The 17,885-nt window shown below is 55.7% G+C and carries 14 protein-coding genes and 1 pseudogene; 5 read left to right on the top strand and 10 right to left on the bottom strand.

The window, feature by feature from the left end; all coding sequences use genetic code 11:
• Window positions 1-3: 3 nt before the first annotated feature.
• The 4 genes from secD to queA all read right to left on the bottom strand — a co-directional run bounded on the left by secD (window position 4) and on the right by queA (window position 4,511).
• Entirely contained in the window at window positions 4-1,851 is a 1,848-nt protein-coding gene (gene secD, locus ACUTSU_RS04220) for a protein translocase subunit SecD (RefSeq protein WP_445649690.1), read from the bottom strand.
• Window positions 1,852-1,876: 25 nt separating this feature from the next.
• Window positions 1,877-2,209, bottom strand: coding sequence for a preprotein translocase subunit YajC (gene yajC, locus ACUTSU_RS04215; protein ID WP_012005503.1), 333 nt, complete (start codon window positions 2,207-2,209; stop codon window positions 1,877-1,879).
• Window positions 2,210-2,242: 33 nt separating this feature from the next.
• Window positions 2,243-3,367, bottom strand: a complete 1,125-nt coding sequence (gene tgt / locus ACUTSU_RS04210) for a tRNA guanosine(34) transglycosylase Tgt (protein ID WP_012005502.1) — start codon at window positions 3,365-3,367, stop codon at window positions 2,243-2,245.
• 73 nt (window positions 3,368-3,440) lie between these two features.
• Window positions 3,441-4,511 carry a tRNA preQ1(34) S-adenosylmethionine ribosyltransferase-isomerase QueA gene (gene queA, locus ACUTSU_RS04205; protein ID WP_445653807.1) on the bottom strand — a complete coding sequence of 357 codons (1,071 nt, stop codon included), beginning with the start codon at window positions 4,509-4,511 and terminating at the stop codon, window positions 3,441-3,443.
• 120 nt (window positions 4,512-4,631) lie between these two features.
• Between queA and ACUTSU_RS04200 the strand changes: the two genes are divergently transcribed.
• The 3 genes from ACUTSU_RS04200 to ggt all read left to right on the top strand — a co-directional run bounded on the left by ACUTSU_RS04200 (window position 4,632) and on the right by ggt (window position 8,031).
• Window positions 4,632-5,213: an ACP phosphodiesterase gene (locus tag ACUTSU_RS04200; RefSeq protein WP_445649688.1), complete on the top strand. Its 582-nt coding sequence runs from the start codon at window positions 4,632-4,634 to the stop codon at window positions 5,211-5,213.
• A gap of 229 nt (window positions 5,214-5,442) precedes the next feature.
• The gene (locus ACUTSU_RS04195) at window positions 5,443-6,045 is read left to right on the top strand and encodes a peroxiredoxin C (protein WP_020825459.1); all 603 of its coding nucleotides are present in this window, start codon (window positions 5,443-5,445) and stop codon (window positions 6,043-6,045) included.
• A gap of 222 nt (window positions 6,046-6,267) precedes the next feature.
• Window positions 6,268-8,031 carry a gamma-glutamyltransferase gene (gene ggt / locus ACUTSU_RS04190; protein ID WP_445649687.1) on the top strand — a complete coding sequence of 588 codons (1,764 nt, stop codon included), beginning with the start codon at window positions 6,268-6,270 and terminating at the stop codon, window positions 8,029-8,031.
• Between the two features lie 65 nt (window positions 8,032-8,096).
• Here the strand turns inward: ggt and malZ are convergent, their stop codons facing one another.
• Window positions 8,097-9,920, bottom strand: a complete 1,824-nt coding sequence (gene malZ / locus ACUTSU_RS04185) for a maltodextrin glucosidase (RefSeq protein WP_445653806.1) — start codon at window positions 9,918-9,920, stop codon at window positions 8,097-8,099.
• 248 nt (window positions 9,921-10,168) lie between these two features.
• On the opposite strand from malZ, the gene ACUTSU_RS04180 reads away from it, so the two are divergent.
• Together ACUTSU_RS04180 and ACUTSU_RS04175 are read left to right on the top strand one after the other, a co-directional pair.
• On the top strand, window positions 10,169-11,416 hold the full coding sequence (locus ACUTSU_RS04180; protein ID WP_445649685.1) for a mechanosensitive ion channel family protein: 1,248 nt from the start codon (window positions 10,169-10,171) through the stop codon (window positions 11,414-11,416).
• Between the two features lie 149 nt (window positions 11,417-11,565).
• The gene (locus ACUTSU_RS04175; protein WP_445649684.1) at window positions 11,566-11,829 is read left to right on the top strand and encodes a hypothetical protein; all 264 of its coding nucleotides are present in this window, start codon (window positions 11,566-11,568) and stop codon (window positions 11,827-11,829) included.
• Window positions 11,830-11,862: 33 nt separating this feature from the next.
• On the opposite strand, the gene proY is transcribed toward ACUTSU_RS04175, so the two are convergent.
• The 5 genes and pseudogenes from proY to phoR all read right to left on the bottom strand — a co-directional run bounded on the left by proY (window position 11,863) and on the right by phoR (window position 17,868).
• Window positions 11,863-13,269, bottom strand: coding sequence for a proline-specific permease ProY (gene proY / locus ACUTSU_RS04170; protein ID WP_445649683.1), 1,407 nt, complete (start codon window positions 13,267-13,269; stop codon window positions 11,863-11,865).
• A gap of 71 nt (window positions 13,270-13,340) precedes the next feature.
• Complete coding sequence (gene brnQ, locus ACUTSU_RS04165) at window positions 13,341-14,660, bottom strand: branched-chain amino acid transport system II carrier protein (RefSeq protein ID WP_445649682.1); 1,320 nt, start codon at window positions 14,658-14,660, stop codon at window positions 13,341-13,343.
• Between the two features lie 446 nt (window positions 14,661-15,106).
• Window positions 15,107-15,295, bottom strand: a pseudogene (locus ACUTSU_RS04160) (5-methyltetrahydropteroyltriglutamate--homocysteine S-methyltransferase); the annotation flags it as partial.
• A gap of 301 nt (window positions 15,296-15,596) precedes the next feature.
• Window positions 15,597-16,535, bottom strand: a complete 939-nt coding sequence (locus tag ACUTSU_RS04155; protein WP_445649681.1) for a PstS family phosphate ABC transporter substrate-binding protein — start codon at window positions 16,533-16,535, stop codon at window positions 15,597-15,599.
• A 16-nt stretch (window positions 16,536-16,551) separates the two neighbouring features.
• Complete coding sequence (phoR, locus tag ACUTSU_RS04150) at window positions 16,552-17,868, bottom strand: phosphate regulon sensor histidine kinase PhoR (protein WP_445649680.1); 1,317 nt, start codon at window positions 17,866-17,868, stop codon at window positions 16,552-16,554.
• Window positions 17,869-17,885 lie beyond the last annotated feature (17 nt).

Here is a 17,885-nt window from a genome sequence, read left to right as displayed (position 1 = left end):
TCCTCAGATAGACAGCTTGTTAATGCGTTTGCCGCCGTAAAGCAGATTGACGATGGCACGGGTACCGACAATCGCGGTGAACATGGACGTCGCCACACCGATTGCGGTGGTAATCGCAAAGCCTTTGATCGAACCGGTGCCCACTGCGTACAGAATAATCGCGGTGATCAGGGTAGTGATGTTGGCGTCAACGATACTGGAGAACGCGCCTTTATAGCCCTCATGGATCGCCTGCTGAACGGAACGTCCGTTCTTCAGCTCTTCCTTGATACGTTCGTTAATCAGTACGTTGGCGTCGACTGCCACCGCCAGCGTCAGCACGATACCGGCAATCCCCGGCATGGTCAGCGTCGCCCCCGGCAACAGGGACATCACGCCGACAATCAGCACCAGGTTGGCGACCAGCGCCGTGGTGGCGATCATGCCGAACTTACGGTACCAAACCACCATAAACACGATGGATGCCACCAAGCCCCACAAGCAGGCTTCCAGACCTTGGGTGATGTTCTGTTGCCCCAGGGTCGGGCCGATTGTACGCTCTTCCACAATCTGGATAGGCGCAATCAGCGCACCGGCCCGCAGCAGCAGCGAAAGCTGGCGTGCTTCGTTCGGGTTGCCGATACCGGTAATACGGAAGCTGTTGCCCAGACGCGACTGAATGTTCGCCACGTTGATCACTTCTTCCTGTTTCACCAAGACTGCACGACCGTTAGCGTCTTTCTTGCCGCTGTCCTTATATTCCACAAACAGGGTCGCCATCGGCTTGCCGATATTGTCCTTGGTGAAGTTGGACATAGCAGTACCGCCGGCACTGTCCAGCGAGATATTAACCTGCGGCTGGTTGTATTCGTCGGTGCTGGAGGTGGAGTCGGTGATGTGGTCACCGGTCAGGATCACGCGCTTGTACAGCACAACCGGCTGGCCTTCACGAGTGTCTTTTACCTCGGAGTCACCCGGCACGCGGCCGTTGGCTGCCGCAGTGGCATCCGCGTTGGTGTTAACCAGACGGAATTCCAGTGTTGCAGTAGCCCCCAGGATCTCTTTGGCGCGAGCGGTGTCCTGAATACCCGGCAGTTCGACCACGATACGGTCAGAACCCTGGCGTTGTACCAGCGGTTCGGCAACGCCGAGCTGGTTAACACGGTTACGCAGGATAGTGATGTTCTGCTGCACCGCATACTCACGCGCTTCACTCAGACGGGCATCTGTCAGGTTGGCTTTCAGAGTATTGATGCCGTTGGCAGAGAACACCATGTCGCGTTGACGCGGGCCAAGGTAGCTGATGGCCTGATCGCGGGCAGCATCGTCACGGAAACGTACTTCCACGCCGTTGTTGTCCAGTTTGCGGATAGACGCATAAGGAATGCCCTTTTCACGCAGCTCGCTGCGCAGGGTGTCCATGGTCTGCTCCTGCAGCTTGCTCAGCGCAGTGTCCATGTCCACTTCCATCAGGAAGTGCACACCGCCACGCAGGTCCAGACCGAGTTTCATCGGTTCTGCGCCCAGCATGGCCAACCAGGCCGGCGTTGCCGGAGCCAGGTTCAGTGCCACCACGAACTTGTCGCCCAGCTCCGCCATCAAGGCTTCACGGGCGCGCAGCTGAATATCAGGATTGCTAAAGCGAGCTAGGATGGCGCCATTTTCCAGCGCAATCGACTTGCTCGCGATCTTGTCTTTTTCTAATACGGTACGGACTTGGTCCAGCGTAGTTTCACTGGCGGCGACACCGCGCGCGCCAGTGATCTGTACAGCCGGATCCTCACCATAGAGGTTGGGAAGCGCATAAAGCAGACCGACGATGATCACGACGATCAGCATCAGATACTTCCACAAAGGATAACGGTTTAGCACGGCAATTCCCTTCGGGAAAACAAAATTACAGGGCCTTCATGGTACCTTTCGGCAGAACGGCCGCCACGAAGTCACGCTTGATCATCACTTCCGTGGTGTCGTTCAGCGCAATAGCGATGATGCCGGTGTCAGCCACTTTGGTCACGCGGCCGATCAGGCCACCGGTGGTCAGCACTTCATCACCCTTGCCGATCGAGTCCATCAGTTTCTTGTGCTCTTTAGCGCGTTTCTGCTGTGGACGCAGGATCATGAAATAGAAAATCAGGCCAAAAACTACCAGCATAATGATCAGAGAGTACGGGCTTCCCTGAGACGGAGCTCCTGCGGATGCGACGGCGTCAGAAATGAAAAAGCTCATTGAAATTCCCTCATTAAGTTATCAATTATTAATTCAAGCGTTTAAAGGTGGAACCGGTTTACCGATCCGACCGTAGAAATCCGCAACAAACAGCTCTAATTTACCCTGTTCAATGGCCTCGCGTAAACCCGCCATCAGGCGTTGGTAGTGACGCAGGTTATGAATGGTGTTCAATCGGGCACCCAGTATTTCGTTGCAACGATCGAGATGATGCAAGTAGGCGCGGCTGTAATTGCGACACGTGTAGCAATCACAGTCTTTATCCAGCGGAGAAGTATCATCCTTGTGCTTGGCATTACGGATTTTTACCACACCGTCAGTCACGAACAGATGGCCGTTACGGGCATTACGCGTTGGCATCACGCAGTCGAACATATCGATACCGCGACGCACGCCTTCTACCAGATCTTCCGGTTTGCCAACGCCCATCAGGTAACGTGGCTTATCTTCCGGAATTTGCGGGCAAACATGTTCGAGAATGCGATGCATATCCTCTTTTGGCTCACCGACTGCCAAACCGCCAACAGCGTAACCATCAAAACCGATATCCACCAGCCCTTTTACTGATACATCACGTAAATCTTCGTAAACACCACCCTGAATAATGCCGAATAAAGCGTTCTTGTTATTCAGTTCGTCAAAACGCTGACGGCTGCGCTGCGCCCAGCGCAGAGACATTTCCATCGAGCTCTTGGCGTAGTCCCAGTCTGCCGGGTATGGCGTACATTCGTCAAAGATCATCACGATGTCGGAACCCAGGTCATACTGGATTTCCATCGATTTTTCCGGGCTGAGGAAGACTTTATCGCCGTTAATCGGGTTACGGAAATGTACGCCTTCTTCTTTAATCTTGCGCATCGCCCCCAGACTGAACACCTGGAAGCCGCCGGAATCGGTGAGGATAGGGCCATGCCACTGCATGAAATCATGCAAGTCACCATGCAGTTTCATGATCTCCTGGCCTGGGCGCAGCCACAGGTGGAAGGTGTTGCCCAGCAGGATCTGCGCACCGGTCTCTTTCACTTCTTCCGGCGTCATGCCCTTTACCGTGCCGTAGGTGCCGACCGGCATAAAGGCTGGGGTTTCCACCACGCCACGTTCAAAGATCAGGCGGCCACGGCGAGCGCGGCCATCGGTTGTGTCTAATTCGTACTTCACAAAGCCTCCAGCGCCAGAGAAACAGTCTGGCGTGATTAACATCGAGCCGCGCCAGTTGCGCGACTCAGGGAATTTATTTGCAGATGGACTCGTGCTCCGCCTGCGGGTTACGACTGATGAACATCGCATCGCCGTAGCTGAAGAAACGGTACTGCTCGGCCACCGCCTGCTGATAGGCATGCATGGTGTTTTTATAACCGGCAAAAGCAGAAACCAGCATAATCAGCGTCGACTCCGGCAGGTGGAAATTGGTCACCAGTGCGTCAACCACCTGATAGTGGTAACCCGGGAAGATAAAGATGCTGGTGTCGTCGAAGAACGGCGCAATCAATGCATCTTTGCTGGCGTTGGCGGCGCTCTCCAGCGAACGTACCGAAGTGGTACCGACTGCCACCACACGCTTGCCGCGCGCTTTACAGGCTAATACGGCGTCAACCACCTCCTGCGGCACTTCTGCGTATTCGGCATGCATGACGTGCTCTTCGATGGTTTCCACCCGCACCGGCTGGAAGGTGCCCGCGCCCACGTGCAGGGTGACAAACGCCATCTCGATACCCTTCTCGCGCAATGCAGCCAACAACGGCTCGTCGAAGTGCAGCCCGGCGGTCGGTGCAGCTACAGCGCCCGGTCTCTCGCTGTAGACCGTCTGATAAAGCTCACGGTCGGCGTCTTCGTCCGGACGATCGATATACGGCGGCAGCGGCATATGGCCGACGGCATTAAGGATAGTGAAGACATCCCGCTCGTCGTTGAAGCGCAGTTCGAACAGCGTATCGTGGCGCGCTACCATAGTGGCGGCGATGCTTTCGTCGTCACCCAGCAGCAGTTCGGTGCCCGGCTTGGGGGCCTTAGAGGCGCGAACGTGCGCCAGCACCCGATGGTCGTCCAGCACGCGCTCGACCAGAACTTCAATCTTGCCGCCGCTGACCTTGCGGCCAAACATGCGAGCCGGGATCACCCGGGTATTGTTGAACACCAGCAGGTCGCCGGCTTCCAGGTTATCCAGCAGATCGGTGAATACGCCATGCTTAAGCTCCCCGCTAGGCCCATCCAACTGCAGCAAACGGCAACCGCTGCGTTCAGGCTGGGGATAGTGGGCAATCAGGGTCTCGGGAAGTTCAAACGAAAAATCGGCGACGCGCATGGCTATTCACTTCTTCAATATGGGATTGGTCATTAAAAAACAGGCGGCCTAGTCTAAAGCTGTGGGCGGTCAGCGGCAAGAAATAAGGAGGATTTGCATGAGTTGCGTTATAGTTGCCTGATGAATTATCTCGCTCATCTCCATTTAGCCTCACTGGCGGAAAGCTCGTTGCTGGGTAATCTGCTGGCTGACTTCGTACGCGGCAACCCTGCCGGCGAGTACGATCCCTCCGTGGTAGCCGGCATTATGATGCACCGTCGCGTCGATGTGCTGACCGACGGCCTGCCGCAGGTAAAGGCCTGCCGCGCCTATTTCGCGGAAGAGCATCGACGCATAGCCCCCATCACGCTTGACGTAGTGTGGGATCACTTCCTGGCACGTCACTGGCAACAGCTGGAACCTTCCCTGAGCCTGCAGGGGTTTACCCAGCAGGCTCAGGGCCAAATCCTGCCGCATTTGCCACTGACGCCACCACGCTTTCAGAATCTGAACGGCTATTTATGGCCGGAACGCTGGCTGGAGCGCTACGCCGAACTACCGTTTATCGGTAACGTGCTGGCAGGCATGGCCAGCCGTCGTCCGCGCCTGGCCGCACTGGCCGGCTCCTTCGCCGACGTGGAGCGCAACTATCATCAGCTTGAAACACAATTCTGGCAGTTTTACCCACAGATGATGCAGCAGGCCAAAGACAAGCAGCTGTAAGGTCAAGCCAAAGCCTTTGAAAATGCTATGCTTTACAAGAAATTGCGTTTTAAGTCTTGCCCTTTTATGGGAAAAGGTTATTTTTAAAGACTGCTAAATTTAATAACCGACTTTGATAGGTGAAAGCTATCTCATTGATTGGTCTTTTGCCCTTTCTTCACCAAGTCGTGGCCCCTATACTGGCCCTTGCTTTTACATCAACCCCTTAACACCTATTACAGGAGTAATTATGGTCCTGGTAACTCGTCAAGCCCCTGACTTCACCGCTGCTGCCGTACTCGGCAATGGCGAAATCGTAGAAAACTTCAACTTTAAGAAGCACCTGAACGGCAAACCAGCCGTACTGTTCTTCTGGCCGATGGACTTCACCTTCGTATGTCCTTCTGAGCTGATCGCTTTCGATCACCGCTATGAAGAATTCCAGAAGCGTGGCGTTGAAGTGGTTGGCGTTTCATTCGACTCAGAATTTGTCCACAACGCATGGCGTAAAACCCCTGTCGAAAATGGCGGTATCGGGGAAGTGAAATACGCAATGGTTGCTGACATCAAGCGTGAGATTCAGAAAGCTTATGGCATCGAGCACCCAGAAGCAGGCGTTGCCTTGCGTGGTTCTTTCCTGATCGACAAAGACGGCGTGGTTCGTGCTCAGGTTGTTAACGACCTGCCAATCGGCCGTAACATCGACGAAATGATCCGTACCGTTGACGCGCTGCAATTCCACGAGCAACACGGCGAAGTGTGCCCGGCTCAGTGGGAAAAAGGCAAAGCAGGTATGGGCGCATCTCCGGATGGCGTGGCTAAATACCTGTCCGAGAACGCTTCCAAGCTGTAATTTCAGCCTGCAAGTGTATCAACCGGCCCTCATGGCCGGTTTTTTTTGCCCTTTTTTAGGGCGCACCGCCCCCATTGTGTGCTTCATTTACTTGTTTCCGATCACATTTCCCCGGCTATTTTCCGCACAATCCATTAACTCTGGTTAGTATCAATAACGCTGGCCCGCTCTTTGCAGAGCAACCATGGCAAGCCAAACACAATAAGAAGGAAGGGAATAACTATGTTTTTACAAAAATGGAGCAATCCGCTGACCTTGGCGGCGCTGCTGGTCAGCAGCAACCTGTATGCCGCCTCCAATCCGGCGGTCGAAGCCAAAAACGGCATGGTAGTGACATCGCAACATCTGGCCTCGCAGGTCGGCGTGGATATCCTGAAACTGGGCGGCAATGCCATCGATGCAGCAGTAGCCGTGGGTTATGCGCAGGCGGTGGTCAACCCGTGCTGCGGTAACATCGGCGGTGGCGGCTTTATGACGGTGCACCTGGCCGATGGCACCGACACCTTTATCAACTTCCGCGAAACCGCGCCGGCAGCGGCCAGCGCCAATATGTATCTGGATGCCACAGGCAACGTGAAGAAAGGTGCCAGCCTGTACGGCTATTTGGCCGCAGGGGTACCGGGTACCGTGCTGGGCATGGAAACTGCGCGCAAGAAATACGGCAAACTGAGCCGCGAGCAGGTGATGGAGCCGGCGATCAAACTGGCGCGTGAGGGCTTTGTGCTGACCCGTGCCGATACCGATATTCTCGATACCACCGTCGCACGCTTTAAACAGGATGCGGAATCCGCGCGGATTTTCCTGCGCCCTGACGGCACGCCGTTACAGCCGGGCGATCGCCTGGTGCAAAGCGATCTGGCCAATACGTTGGAGGCCATCGCCAAAGACGGCTCAGATGCCTTCTATAAAGGCAAAATTCCGCAGGCAGTCGAGGCAGCAGCCAAACAGGGTGGCGGAATTCTGACGGCGGCCGACTTCGCCAACTACAAAGTTACCGAAACCCCGCCGATTACCTGCAGCTATCGCGGCTATAAATTTGTTTCTGCTCCCCCTCCCAGCTCCGGTGGCGTCACGCTGTGCGAAATCCTTAACGTGGTCGAAGGCTACGACCTGAAAAGCATGGGCTTTAACTCGGCGGCGGCCATCCACACCATGACCGAAGCCATGCGCCACGCCTATGTGGACCGTAATACCTACCTCGGCGACCCGGAGTTCATCAAGAATCCGATCGACAGGCTGGTCAGTAAGAGTTATGCCGAAGAAATCCGCAAGAAAATCGTCGCTGACAAAGCTACACCGTCGGAAAACGTACAGCCCGGCATGGAACCCCACGAGAAGCCGGAAACCACCCATTACTCGATTGTCGATCATGATGGCAACGCCGTCTCTACCACCTATACCGTTAACGGCCGCTTTGGCGCGGTGGTGATCGCACCGGGCACCGGCTTCTTCCTCAACGATGAAATGGATGACTTCACCGTCAAGGTCGGGGAGAAAAACCTCTATGGCCTGGTGCAGGGTACCGCTAACAGCATTGCCCCCGGTAAGCGCCCACTATCGTCGATGAGCCCGACACTGGTGACCAAGGACAATAAAATCTTTATGGTTCTCGGCTCGCCGGGCGGATCGCGCATCATCACTATCACGCTGCAGACTGCACTGAACGTGATCGACCACGGTATGGCACCGCAGGAAGCCGTCGATGCGCCGCGTATCCATCATCAATGGTTGCCAGATGAGGTTTATTACGAACAACGCGGAGTTTCTGCCGATACGCTGAAAATTCTCAGCGGCATGGGTTACAAGATGGTCGAGCAAACGCCGTGGGGTGCCGCTGAATTGATCCTGGTCGGTCTGCCAAGCGCGGTCGGCGTCAGCCCTGCCAACTCAGGTAATGACTCCGCGGTTTCCGGCAAGGTGCGTGAAGGCTACCTGTACGGCGCCAACGACGTTCGTCGTCCGGCCGGCTCTGCCGTAGGCTATTGATCTGACTGGGCGTGTGAACGCCCACTAACCCAGTAAGGGGCCGGTATTCCGGCCCCTTTACCGAACTAACCGGCTCGTCGCCACAGAGTCACTGATTCCTCGCCTAATTGCAGCGAGACAGCATTCTGCCCGTCATGCAACTCGCCATCCCCTTCCAACCGTTGCCATTGGCCTGCAGCCAGCAGCGGACTGTGCGGCAAAGTCACTGTGCCACTGCCCCCGCGCTGTAACGCCACCAGCACCTGCTCCTGTTGATAGACACGTACAAACACAAACGTCTCACTTTGTGCGTACAACACCTGACAACCGCCACGGCGCAGCGCCAGACTCTGTTTACGCAGTGCCGCCATACGCTGGCACAGGGCCAACAGGCTCTGGTCCCACTGGTTTTCGTCCCACGGGAAAGGCTTGCGGCAGAACGGGTCGTTGGCACCATCCAGGCCAATCTCATCGCCATAATACAGGCAGGGCACGCCGATCCAGCTCATCAGCCACACCGCCGCCATGCGCATCCGCGCCTGATTGCCCTGTAATAGCGTCAGAAAACGTGCAGTGTCATGGCTGTCTAGCTGATTGAACTGAATCAACTGACGACCATGCGGCAGCCCGGCCCGGTAGTCATCCATCCACTGGGCACAGCCCGCCGCGTCCATTTGTACCGGGTGGTGCGCCACGTCCAGCCCAGCGAGGAACCCCCGCACCGGCAGGGCAAAACCCATATAGTTCATCGCGGCATCTTCCACACCGGCATGCAGCCAGCGGCGCGCATCGCCAAAATGTTCCCCCAGCACGTAAGCCCGCGGATTTTCCTGTTTAACCGCCTGATAAATACCCGCCAGATGCTGCAAGTTACCGTTAGCCCCGCCGTTCTCACCCAGCATATGCACCACGTCCAGCCGCCAGCCATCAATGCTATACGGCGGCCGCAGCCAATAACGCACCACGCTACCGTCGCCGCGATAAATCGCCTCGGCCACCTGCGGCTCGGCGAAATTGAGCTTCGGCAGGCTTGCATTGCCCTTCCAGTCGAGCGCCCGACCATCGGGGTAGAAATTAAACCAGCCGCGATAGGGAGAATCAGGGTGATGGCAAGCGCCGTTCTCACCTTGCTGATGGCGGTCAAACCACGGATGCGAATCCCCGGTATGGTTAAACACCCCGTCCAGCACCAGTTTCATCCCAACCTTGTGAGTGCTCACTCGCAAACGCTGCAGGGCGGCGTTACCACCGAGGTAGGGATCGACCTGGTAATAGTCTTCGGTATCGTATTTATGCACGCTCGGCGCGGTGAAAATCGGGTTTAAATACAGCGCCGTCACCCCCAGCTTGTGTAAATAAGACAGCTTTTGGCTGATGCCATCCAGGTCACCACCATAGAAGGTCGACACGGCATGCCGGTCTTCCAGCGGATGTTGCCAATCCTGACGCACCACATCACAACCGGCTGCATGATGACGATAACTGCCGCTCTGAATGCCGTGTTCTCCCCCACTACTGGCAAAACGATCGGGGAAAATTTGATAAAAGATCTGATCCGCCACCCAGGCCGGGCTGCTATCGGGCACGTCGACCGCAAACTGTGTCAACTGCCCCGGCGGTGTCACTGACCAGCCCTGGGGGCCGAACCATTGCTGACGATCGGCCCAAACCAGTTTGAAACAGTAACGACGGGTTGGCTCACCTTCATTGAGCGTCAAACTGGCCTGATAGCGGTGAAAACCTTCCACCTGCTGAGTTTTCATGATCAACAGCCATTCTTCATTATCAGGTTCGGCGCGTAAAAATACCCGTTCGGGCAAATCATCACCCTGTAACCACAGCGTGATATCCAAGCGCTGCCCCTTCTTCACCACGAAGGGTGGGGCCGGTTGATGCCAGGCGTTAAGCATGACTTTCCTCCTGCTGTACAAAACGAAATCGACGACGTTATTCAATGCCACGAACAATGCCACGTTGAGTGCCAGTCCCCCTCCTCTCTTGCCGGTTAACTCGGGGAGGAGTCGGGGGGTGGAGATAGTCGGTCAGCGGCAACCCTATGTAAAAAAGGGTAAAAAGACGCACATTACGCCCCGCAGCCATTAGGCTAACGTGTTTAGAATCTATCGGATATTTTTTGCACATTTTTAAAGGAGCGGCAATGCAACAACAGATAACCCTGTGGCTGGAGAAGTTCGGGCTGGAATTTAGTGGGGTAATGTCTCTGCTGATGGTGCTGGGGCTGATCGTCCTGATTTCGGTGGCAATCCATCTGGTGCTGCACCGCGTGGTGCTGAAGGCGATCCAGCGCCGTGGCCAGCAATCGCAGCGCGTCTGGCAGCAGGCAATCACCCAGTACAAACTGTTTCAGCGTATGGCGTTGTTATTACAGGGGGTGATCATTAATCTGCAGGCGGTGCTGTGGTTACACGCCGGTGGCCAGACGCAGGCGGTTATCGTCACCGCCGCCCAGGTGTGGATCATGGGCTTCACTCTGCTGTCGTTGTTTTCCCTGCTCGATACGCTGTTGGCGATGCTACGCCAAAGCCCGATTTCAAACCAGTTGCCGTTGCGCGGTATTTTCCAGGGGCTCAAGCTGATAGCCGCCATTCTGATTGGCATCATGATCGTCTCCCTGCTGATGGGCAAGTCGCCATTGCTGCTGCTCAGCGGCCTGGGGGCGATGACCGCCGTGCTAATGTTGGTGTTTAAAGATCCGATCCTCGGTCTGGTGGCCGGTATTCAGCTTTCTGCCAACGATATGCTGACCATCGGCGACTGGCTGGAGATGCCGAAGTACGGCGCGGACGGCGCGGTCACCGACATCGGCCTGACCACGGTAAAAGTGCGTAACTGGGATAATACCGTCACCACCATTCCAACCTACGCGCTGATTTCCGACTCCTTTAAAAACTGGCGTTCCATGTCGGAATCCGGCGGACGCCGCATCAAGCGTAGTATCAATATCGATACCACCAGCGTCCATTTCCTGTCGGATGAAGAGCAACAGCGGCTGAACCGCAATCCGCTGCTGCAACGTTATCTGAACGATAAAACACAGGAGTTGAGTCAACATAACCAGCAGATTGCCGGCGATCTCAGTTCCCCACTCAACGGACGACGCCTGACCAATCTGGGTACGCTGCGCGCGTATCTGGTGGCGTACCTGCGCGCCCACCCAAATATTCACCAGAATATGACGCTGATGGTGCGTCAGTTGGCCCCGCTGCCAGAAGGATTGCCGTTGGAAATTTATGCCTTCACCAACACCACAGTCTGGGCGGAATACGAAAGTATTCAATCGGATATTTTTGACCATATTCTGGCGGTGATTAACGAATTCGACCTGCGGGTACATCAAACGCCAACCGGCAACGACATGCGCAGCATGCTCAGCCAAATGCGGTAAACGGCAGAGATTTCCTGACGCAAGCTGACGTAACTGTTTCCGCCTGAAATGACTCTCAACCCAGGAGCAACGGATGTCTCAGTCCGCTTTTCTTTCAGCATAAAAACAGCGTTAATGCATTGATTGATTCCCGCTGAAGGAAAAGAGGATTGCTGAAACCACTACGCCACCGGCTGTTTAGCTTGTTGGCCGCCCTGATGTTTATTGGCTGCTTGCACAACGCCTCGCTGGACGAAAGCCGTATGAGCCAAACCTTGCAGCCGGCACTCAGTACCCTAAGCCGTAACATGCAGGATATCAGCGAGATGCTGGCACGCGCGGCAGGCGACGAGAATGAAGAACGCCTCAGCGACAGCAGCCCGCGCATTGAGGCTCGCGCCTCCGGCGACGATGAACCCGAGGAAAATCGATAAAAAAACACCGGCGCATGGCCGGTGTTTTCATTTTCAGTCCTGCTGCTGCACCAGCGCTGCCAGTTTCTTCTGGTGGTTGAGCTTGAAGTAGTACCCCGCCAAGAGCACCACTACCCAGACCAGACCGGCATACAGCGATACGCGGGTGGTTGGGAAGTAGCCAATCAGACCGATGATAAACACCAGGAAGATGATCGCCACCACCGAGGTAAATACGCCGCCGCGCAGCGGGAAGGTCAGGTTTTTCACCTGCTCTTTACTCAGGCTACGACGGAAGGCAATCTGCGAGAACAGGATCATGATCCACACCCACACGGTGGCAAAGGTCGCCAGGGAGGCAATCACCAGGAACACGTTTTCCGGCATGATGTAGTTGAGATACACCGCCAGCAACAGCGCCAGCATCATCACCACCACCGTAACCCACGGAATACCGCGTTTGGAGACCTTGCTGAATATCTTCGGCGCATGGCCCTGTTCAGCCATGCCGTGCAGCATGCGGCCAACGCCAAACACATCGCTGTTAATCGCTGACAGCGACGCGGTGATCACCACAAAATTAAGGATCCCTGCCGCCACGGTAATGCCCATGTGCTGGAAGGTCAGCACGAACGGGCTGCCATTAGTCCCCACCTGGTTCCATGGGTAAATCGACATAATGACGAACAGCGTACCGACGTAGAACACCAGAATACGCCACGGCACCGAGTTGATGGCCTTGGGAATCGAGCTTTTCGGATCTTTGGCTTCACCGGCGGTGATACCGATAATTTCGATGCCGCCGTAGGCAAACATCACCAACTGCAACGACAAGATCATGCCAATAAAGCCGTTACTGAAGAAGCCGCCGTTAGACCACAGGTTATGGATACCGGTAGGCTGCCCGCCGTTGCCAATCCCCCAGATGATGATACCGATACCGGCAGCAATCATGATGATAATGGTGGCCACTTTAAAGAACGAGAACCAAAACTCCAGCTCACCGAATACCTTCACGCTCATCAGGTTGATGGCACCAATCACCAGCACCACGCTCAGCACCCAAATCCAATGCGGCACCTCTGGAAACCAAATCCCCATATAGATACCGAACGCCGTTACGTCGGCAATCGCAACGATCAGGATTTCAAAACAGTAAGTCCAGCCAGTGATATATCCGGCCATCGGGCCAAGATAGTCCTGCGCATAACGTGAAAACGAGCTGGCCTGCGGGTTGTTGACCGACATCTCGCCCAGCGCGCGCATGATGATAAAGGCGACAATACCGCCAATCAGGTAGGCCAGCAGAACGCTCGGGCCGGCCATTTTAATGGCGTCCGCCGAACCGTAGAACAGACCGGTGCCGATAGCCGAGCCCAGCGCCATAAAGCGAATGTGGCGCGTACTGAGGCCGCGTTTCAGCTTATTGGCCGCAGGAGCGGCGGGTGACTGTTGTTGCATGAAGATAACCCGTGTTTTTTAAACGTAAAAAAGCCACGGACAAGTCCGTGGCCCAAAATTTAGCCGGGGAATTAGGAGTGCGCGGTCACTTCAGAACGCGAACAAACCCGGTCATAAATTGCGACCAGCACCAGCATCAGCAGCGACGGCGGCAACCATGCCAGTCCCTGAACCGCCAATGGCAGGTGATTGGTCCAATCCGGCAGGAAATGCTGGAAGGTAGACGCTTTCACCGCGTCAAGGATACCAAACAACAGGCTGACTAACATCACCGGCGCGATGATACGCGGTGCGCTGTTCCACCAGCGCTGAGTGAAACTCAGCACCACCAGCACGATACATGGCGGATAAATCGCGGTCAGTACCGGGATAGAGATCTGGATCAGATGGCTCAGGCCCAGGTTGGAAACCAGCATCGAGAACAGGCCCAAAATGAACACCAGCGTCTTGTAAGAGAACGGCAGGTATTGGGCAAAGAACTCAGCACAGGCGCAGGTCAGGCCAACCGCAGTCACCATACAGGCGATAAAGATCAGCGCCGCCAGGAAGAAGCTACCCAGACCGCCGAAAGTATTCTGTACGTAGGCATGCAGGATCACCGCACCATTAGTGGCATCCGGCACCAGCACGCCACTACCGGAACCCAGCTTGAACAGGCTCAGGTAAACCAGCGTCAGACCGACACCGGCGATCAGGCCCGCCAGAATGGTGTAACGCGTCAGTAATTTGGCATCCTTCACACCACGGGAACGCGCGGCGTTAACGATGACAATGCCGAAGACCAGTGCGCCCAGCGTATCCATGGTCAGATAGCCGTTAACGAAGCCGCTAGAGAATGGAACGTTCTGATAAACCTCGGTCGCCGGAATTGGCGTGCCCGCAGGCCAGGCCAGCGCGGCAATACCCAGCGCGCCCAGCGCAACAATTTTCAGCGGTGCCAGTACGTGGCCGACGGTATCGAGCAAGCGGCCCGGATACAAAGAGATGCCGATCACCAGCGCGAAATATACCAGGCTGTAAATAAACAGCGGCATGGCGCCATCACCGGTCAGCGGTGCAATACCCACTTCAAAGGAGACGGTCGCGGTACGCGGGGTAGCGAATAGCGGGCCGACGGCCAGATAGCAGACGGTCGCCAGCAGCAGACCGGCGCGACGTCCAATTGGCGTACTCAGGGCGTCAATGCCGCCACCGACACGAGCCAGCGCGATCACCGTCATCACCGGTAGACCGACCGCAGTGATCAGGAAGCCGATAGCTGCAGTCCAGACGTGCTCACCGGACTGTAAACCGACCATCGGCGGGAAAATGATGTTCCCGGCGCCGACGAATAAGGCAAAGGTCATAAAACCCAATGCGATAATATCTTTTGACGTTAAACGATGACTCATATGATGTCGTGTTGCCTGTTCAAATGAAAAAAAGTGCCCAATAGGTGGTAGCGTGATGCACCACCCGGTTGCCGGCTTGCCATTTCATCGCGAGACCAATAAGAGCAGAAAACGCATAACGTCCGCCGTTTTGTCCTTATTCGAAAGTGACCACTCATGATGATGGGCAGAGTTTTAGGAGTTATAAATGGAGGTTTAGTCCGACAACGAGGGCTAAGTTAAACGTTTATAGCGTTGTAAGGCAAGACGCATGACAAAAAGCAGAGTTATAGACCAGATAATCTTCCCACACCAGTCGATCATAGTGGCTATCAATAAATATACAATACATGATTTGTATCATTTTTGAGCAACGCATTCACAAAACGTGAATCCTATGGTTAACCACCGCGCGAAAACGCCAATAAACAGCCAGTTTTCGCGCGGTCTGAACGAATTTTTCGCTACTACCAAACCTGCCGGACGATATTCACCACGCTTTGCAGTTTATTCCACTGCTGTGATTCACTCAGGCTGTTGCCCTCTTCGGTCGAGGCAAAACCGCACTGGGTGCTGAGGCAAAGTTGGCTATGGTCGACAAACTGCGCGGCCTCCTCAAGACGCTGTTTCACCTGTTCAGGAGCGTCAATTTCGCCTCGTTGAAACTGTTGACGAGCAGTTTTCAGCGCTGCGGGGCGCAACAGACTGCCGACAACGTCAGCGTGAAAGCGTGGTTGCAATCGCACATATTATGACTCCCGGTAAGCAGGTAAAAGATCGGGCCTTTACCACAGTAATTGACAGTTTGAATTATTACGCCAGGCCATTATGGACATCCAGACTTCTAAATGGATAGAAGGTATCCTGTCATAGCGACTGCCGGGCAGTAATAGAAGAATTTTCATCGGTAGCGATGAGAAATTCATGTTGAGGGCAAATCAACGCCCCGAGGGAAATTTATTGCAGACCTAACGCCTGACGGGTTTTCTGCAAAGTAGCAGCAGGCAGCGGCAGATAGCCGTCATGGTTCACCAGGTTTTGCCCGGTGTCGGAAAGCACGCGATCGAGAAATGCGGCGGTCAGCGGCTCCAACGGCTGGTTGGGCGCTTTGTTAATGTAAATATACAGGTAGCGCGACAATGGATAGCTACCGTTGCGCACGTTGACGTCGTTGGGGACAACATAATTCTCGCCGGACTCGGCCAGCGGCAACAGCCGCACACCGCTGGCGCGAAAGCCAATGCTGGCGTAACCGATACTGTTCAGCGAACCGGCCACCGCCTGCACCACCGAGGCAGAACCGGGCAGTTCATTGACCCGTGGCATAAAGTCTCCGCCACACAGCGCACGCAGTTTGAAATAGCCATAGGTGCCGGATGCCGAATTACGCCCAAAGCGTTGCAGCGCACGCTGCTGCCAATCGCCTTTCAGCCCCAATTCCCCCCAACGCGTCACCGGCTGGTTTTCACCACAGCGCAGGGTAGCGGAGAAAATTCGGTCAAGCTGCTGCAAATTAAGACCGCGTAGCGGGTTGTCCTGATGGACCAACACCACCAGCGCATCGACGGCGACCGGCACTGCCAGCGGCGCATAGCCATAGCGGTGTTCGAATGCCGACACTTCCGCCGCCTTCATCGGCCGACTCATCGGCCCCAATTGCGCGGCCCCCGCAGCCAAAGCGGTCGGCGCAGTTGAAGAGCCTGCGGCCTGGATCTGCAAATTAACGTTGGGATAATGCTGGCTGAAGTCTTGTGCCCATAGCGCCATCAGGTTCGCCAGCGTATCGGAGCCGACGCTCGACAGGTTGCCGGACAGCATACCATCCGGCTGCGCTAACGCGCCACGGCTCGCCAGCAGCGCCAGGCAAAGCAACAGCCCTCGGATCATTCGGATCATACCAGCCTCTCGCGCGTTAATTTTTCACCGCATTCTCTGACAAAGCTGCGGGAACAATCAACCGGTTAGGCAAGGTAAAGATGAATCGGGTGCCAATGCCCTGCTCACTGAGGATCTCCAGCCGCGCGTCATGGTGGCTGAGCGCATGCTTGACGATCGCCAGCCCCAACCCACTGCCGCCAGTCTGGCGTGAACGGGCTTTGTCGACACGATAGAAACGTTCGGTCAGGCGCGGAATATGCTCGGCGGCGATGCCCGGCCCATTATCACTGACCTGGAACTGCGCACCGTTTGGCGTCTGTTGCCAGCTCACCTCAATATTGGTGCCCTTTGGCGTGTGATTGACGGCATTGTACACCAGGTTTGATACCGCGCTGCGCAGTTGGTCATCGTTGCCGAACACCTTGAGCTGTTCGTTCACCCGGAAGCTAATCTCATGGTTGCCGCTGCTCAGCGACTGCGCTTCGCGTTGCAACACCCGCAACATCAGCGGGATATCTACCCGTTCGTTCATATCGACGTTAGGTGCCGCCTCAATGCGCGATAGCGTCAGCAGCTGTTTGACCAGCCCATCCATACGCCGGGTCTGCTCTTGCATGGTGCCCAGCGCTTTGCCGCGCAGCGAGCCATCCAACTCTTCGTCGCTCATCATCTCCAGATAGCCCTGCAACACCGTGAGCGGGGTACGCAGCTCGTGGCTGACGTTGGCGAAGAAGTTACGTCGCGCGCCTTCCAGCTGGCGCATTTGGGTGACATCACGCGCTACCATCAGTAATTGCCCTTCGGAATAAGGCATCACGCGGAATTCGACGTAGTGCTCATTGTTCAACTGCAACGTCAACGGACGGGAAAACTCCTGCTGTTGCAGATAATGACTGAACTCCGGATAACGCAGCAGGTTAAGGATGTGCTGACCATTGTCTTCCGGCCAGCGGAAGCCCAGCAGGTGCTGCGCCAAACCGTTACACCAGAAGATATTGCCTTCGACGGTGGTCATCACTACCGCATCGGGCAGCGATTCCGCGCCGCTGCGGAAGCGTTTGATCAACAGCGCCAGCTCACGCCGCCGACGGCGATTACGCTGCTGCATCTGATACAGGCCGTAAAACAGCGGTTCCCAGCTCCAGCGCCCGGGTGGCGGCGTCATGCTGCGGTCAACCCACAGCCAGTGGGAAAGTTTGAGTTGGTTGTAGAAATTCCATGCCAGCGCCGCCAGCACGGCGGCCAGTAGCAACCAAGGCAGATAACCGAAAATCAGCCCCAGCAGTAAGGCAGGCAAGCAGAAAAGGGCCAGCTCCAGGGCCAGCCTCTTCCAGGATAGACGTTCTAGCACGGCATATTCTCCAGCGC

This window comes from Serratia sp. NA_13 (genome assembly GCF_052691735.1).
Note: the sequence above shows the minus strand (reverse complement) of the source record. Positions and strands in the feature narration are given on the sequence as shown.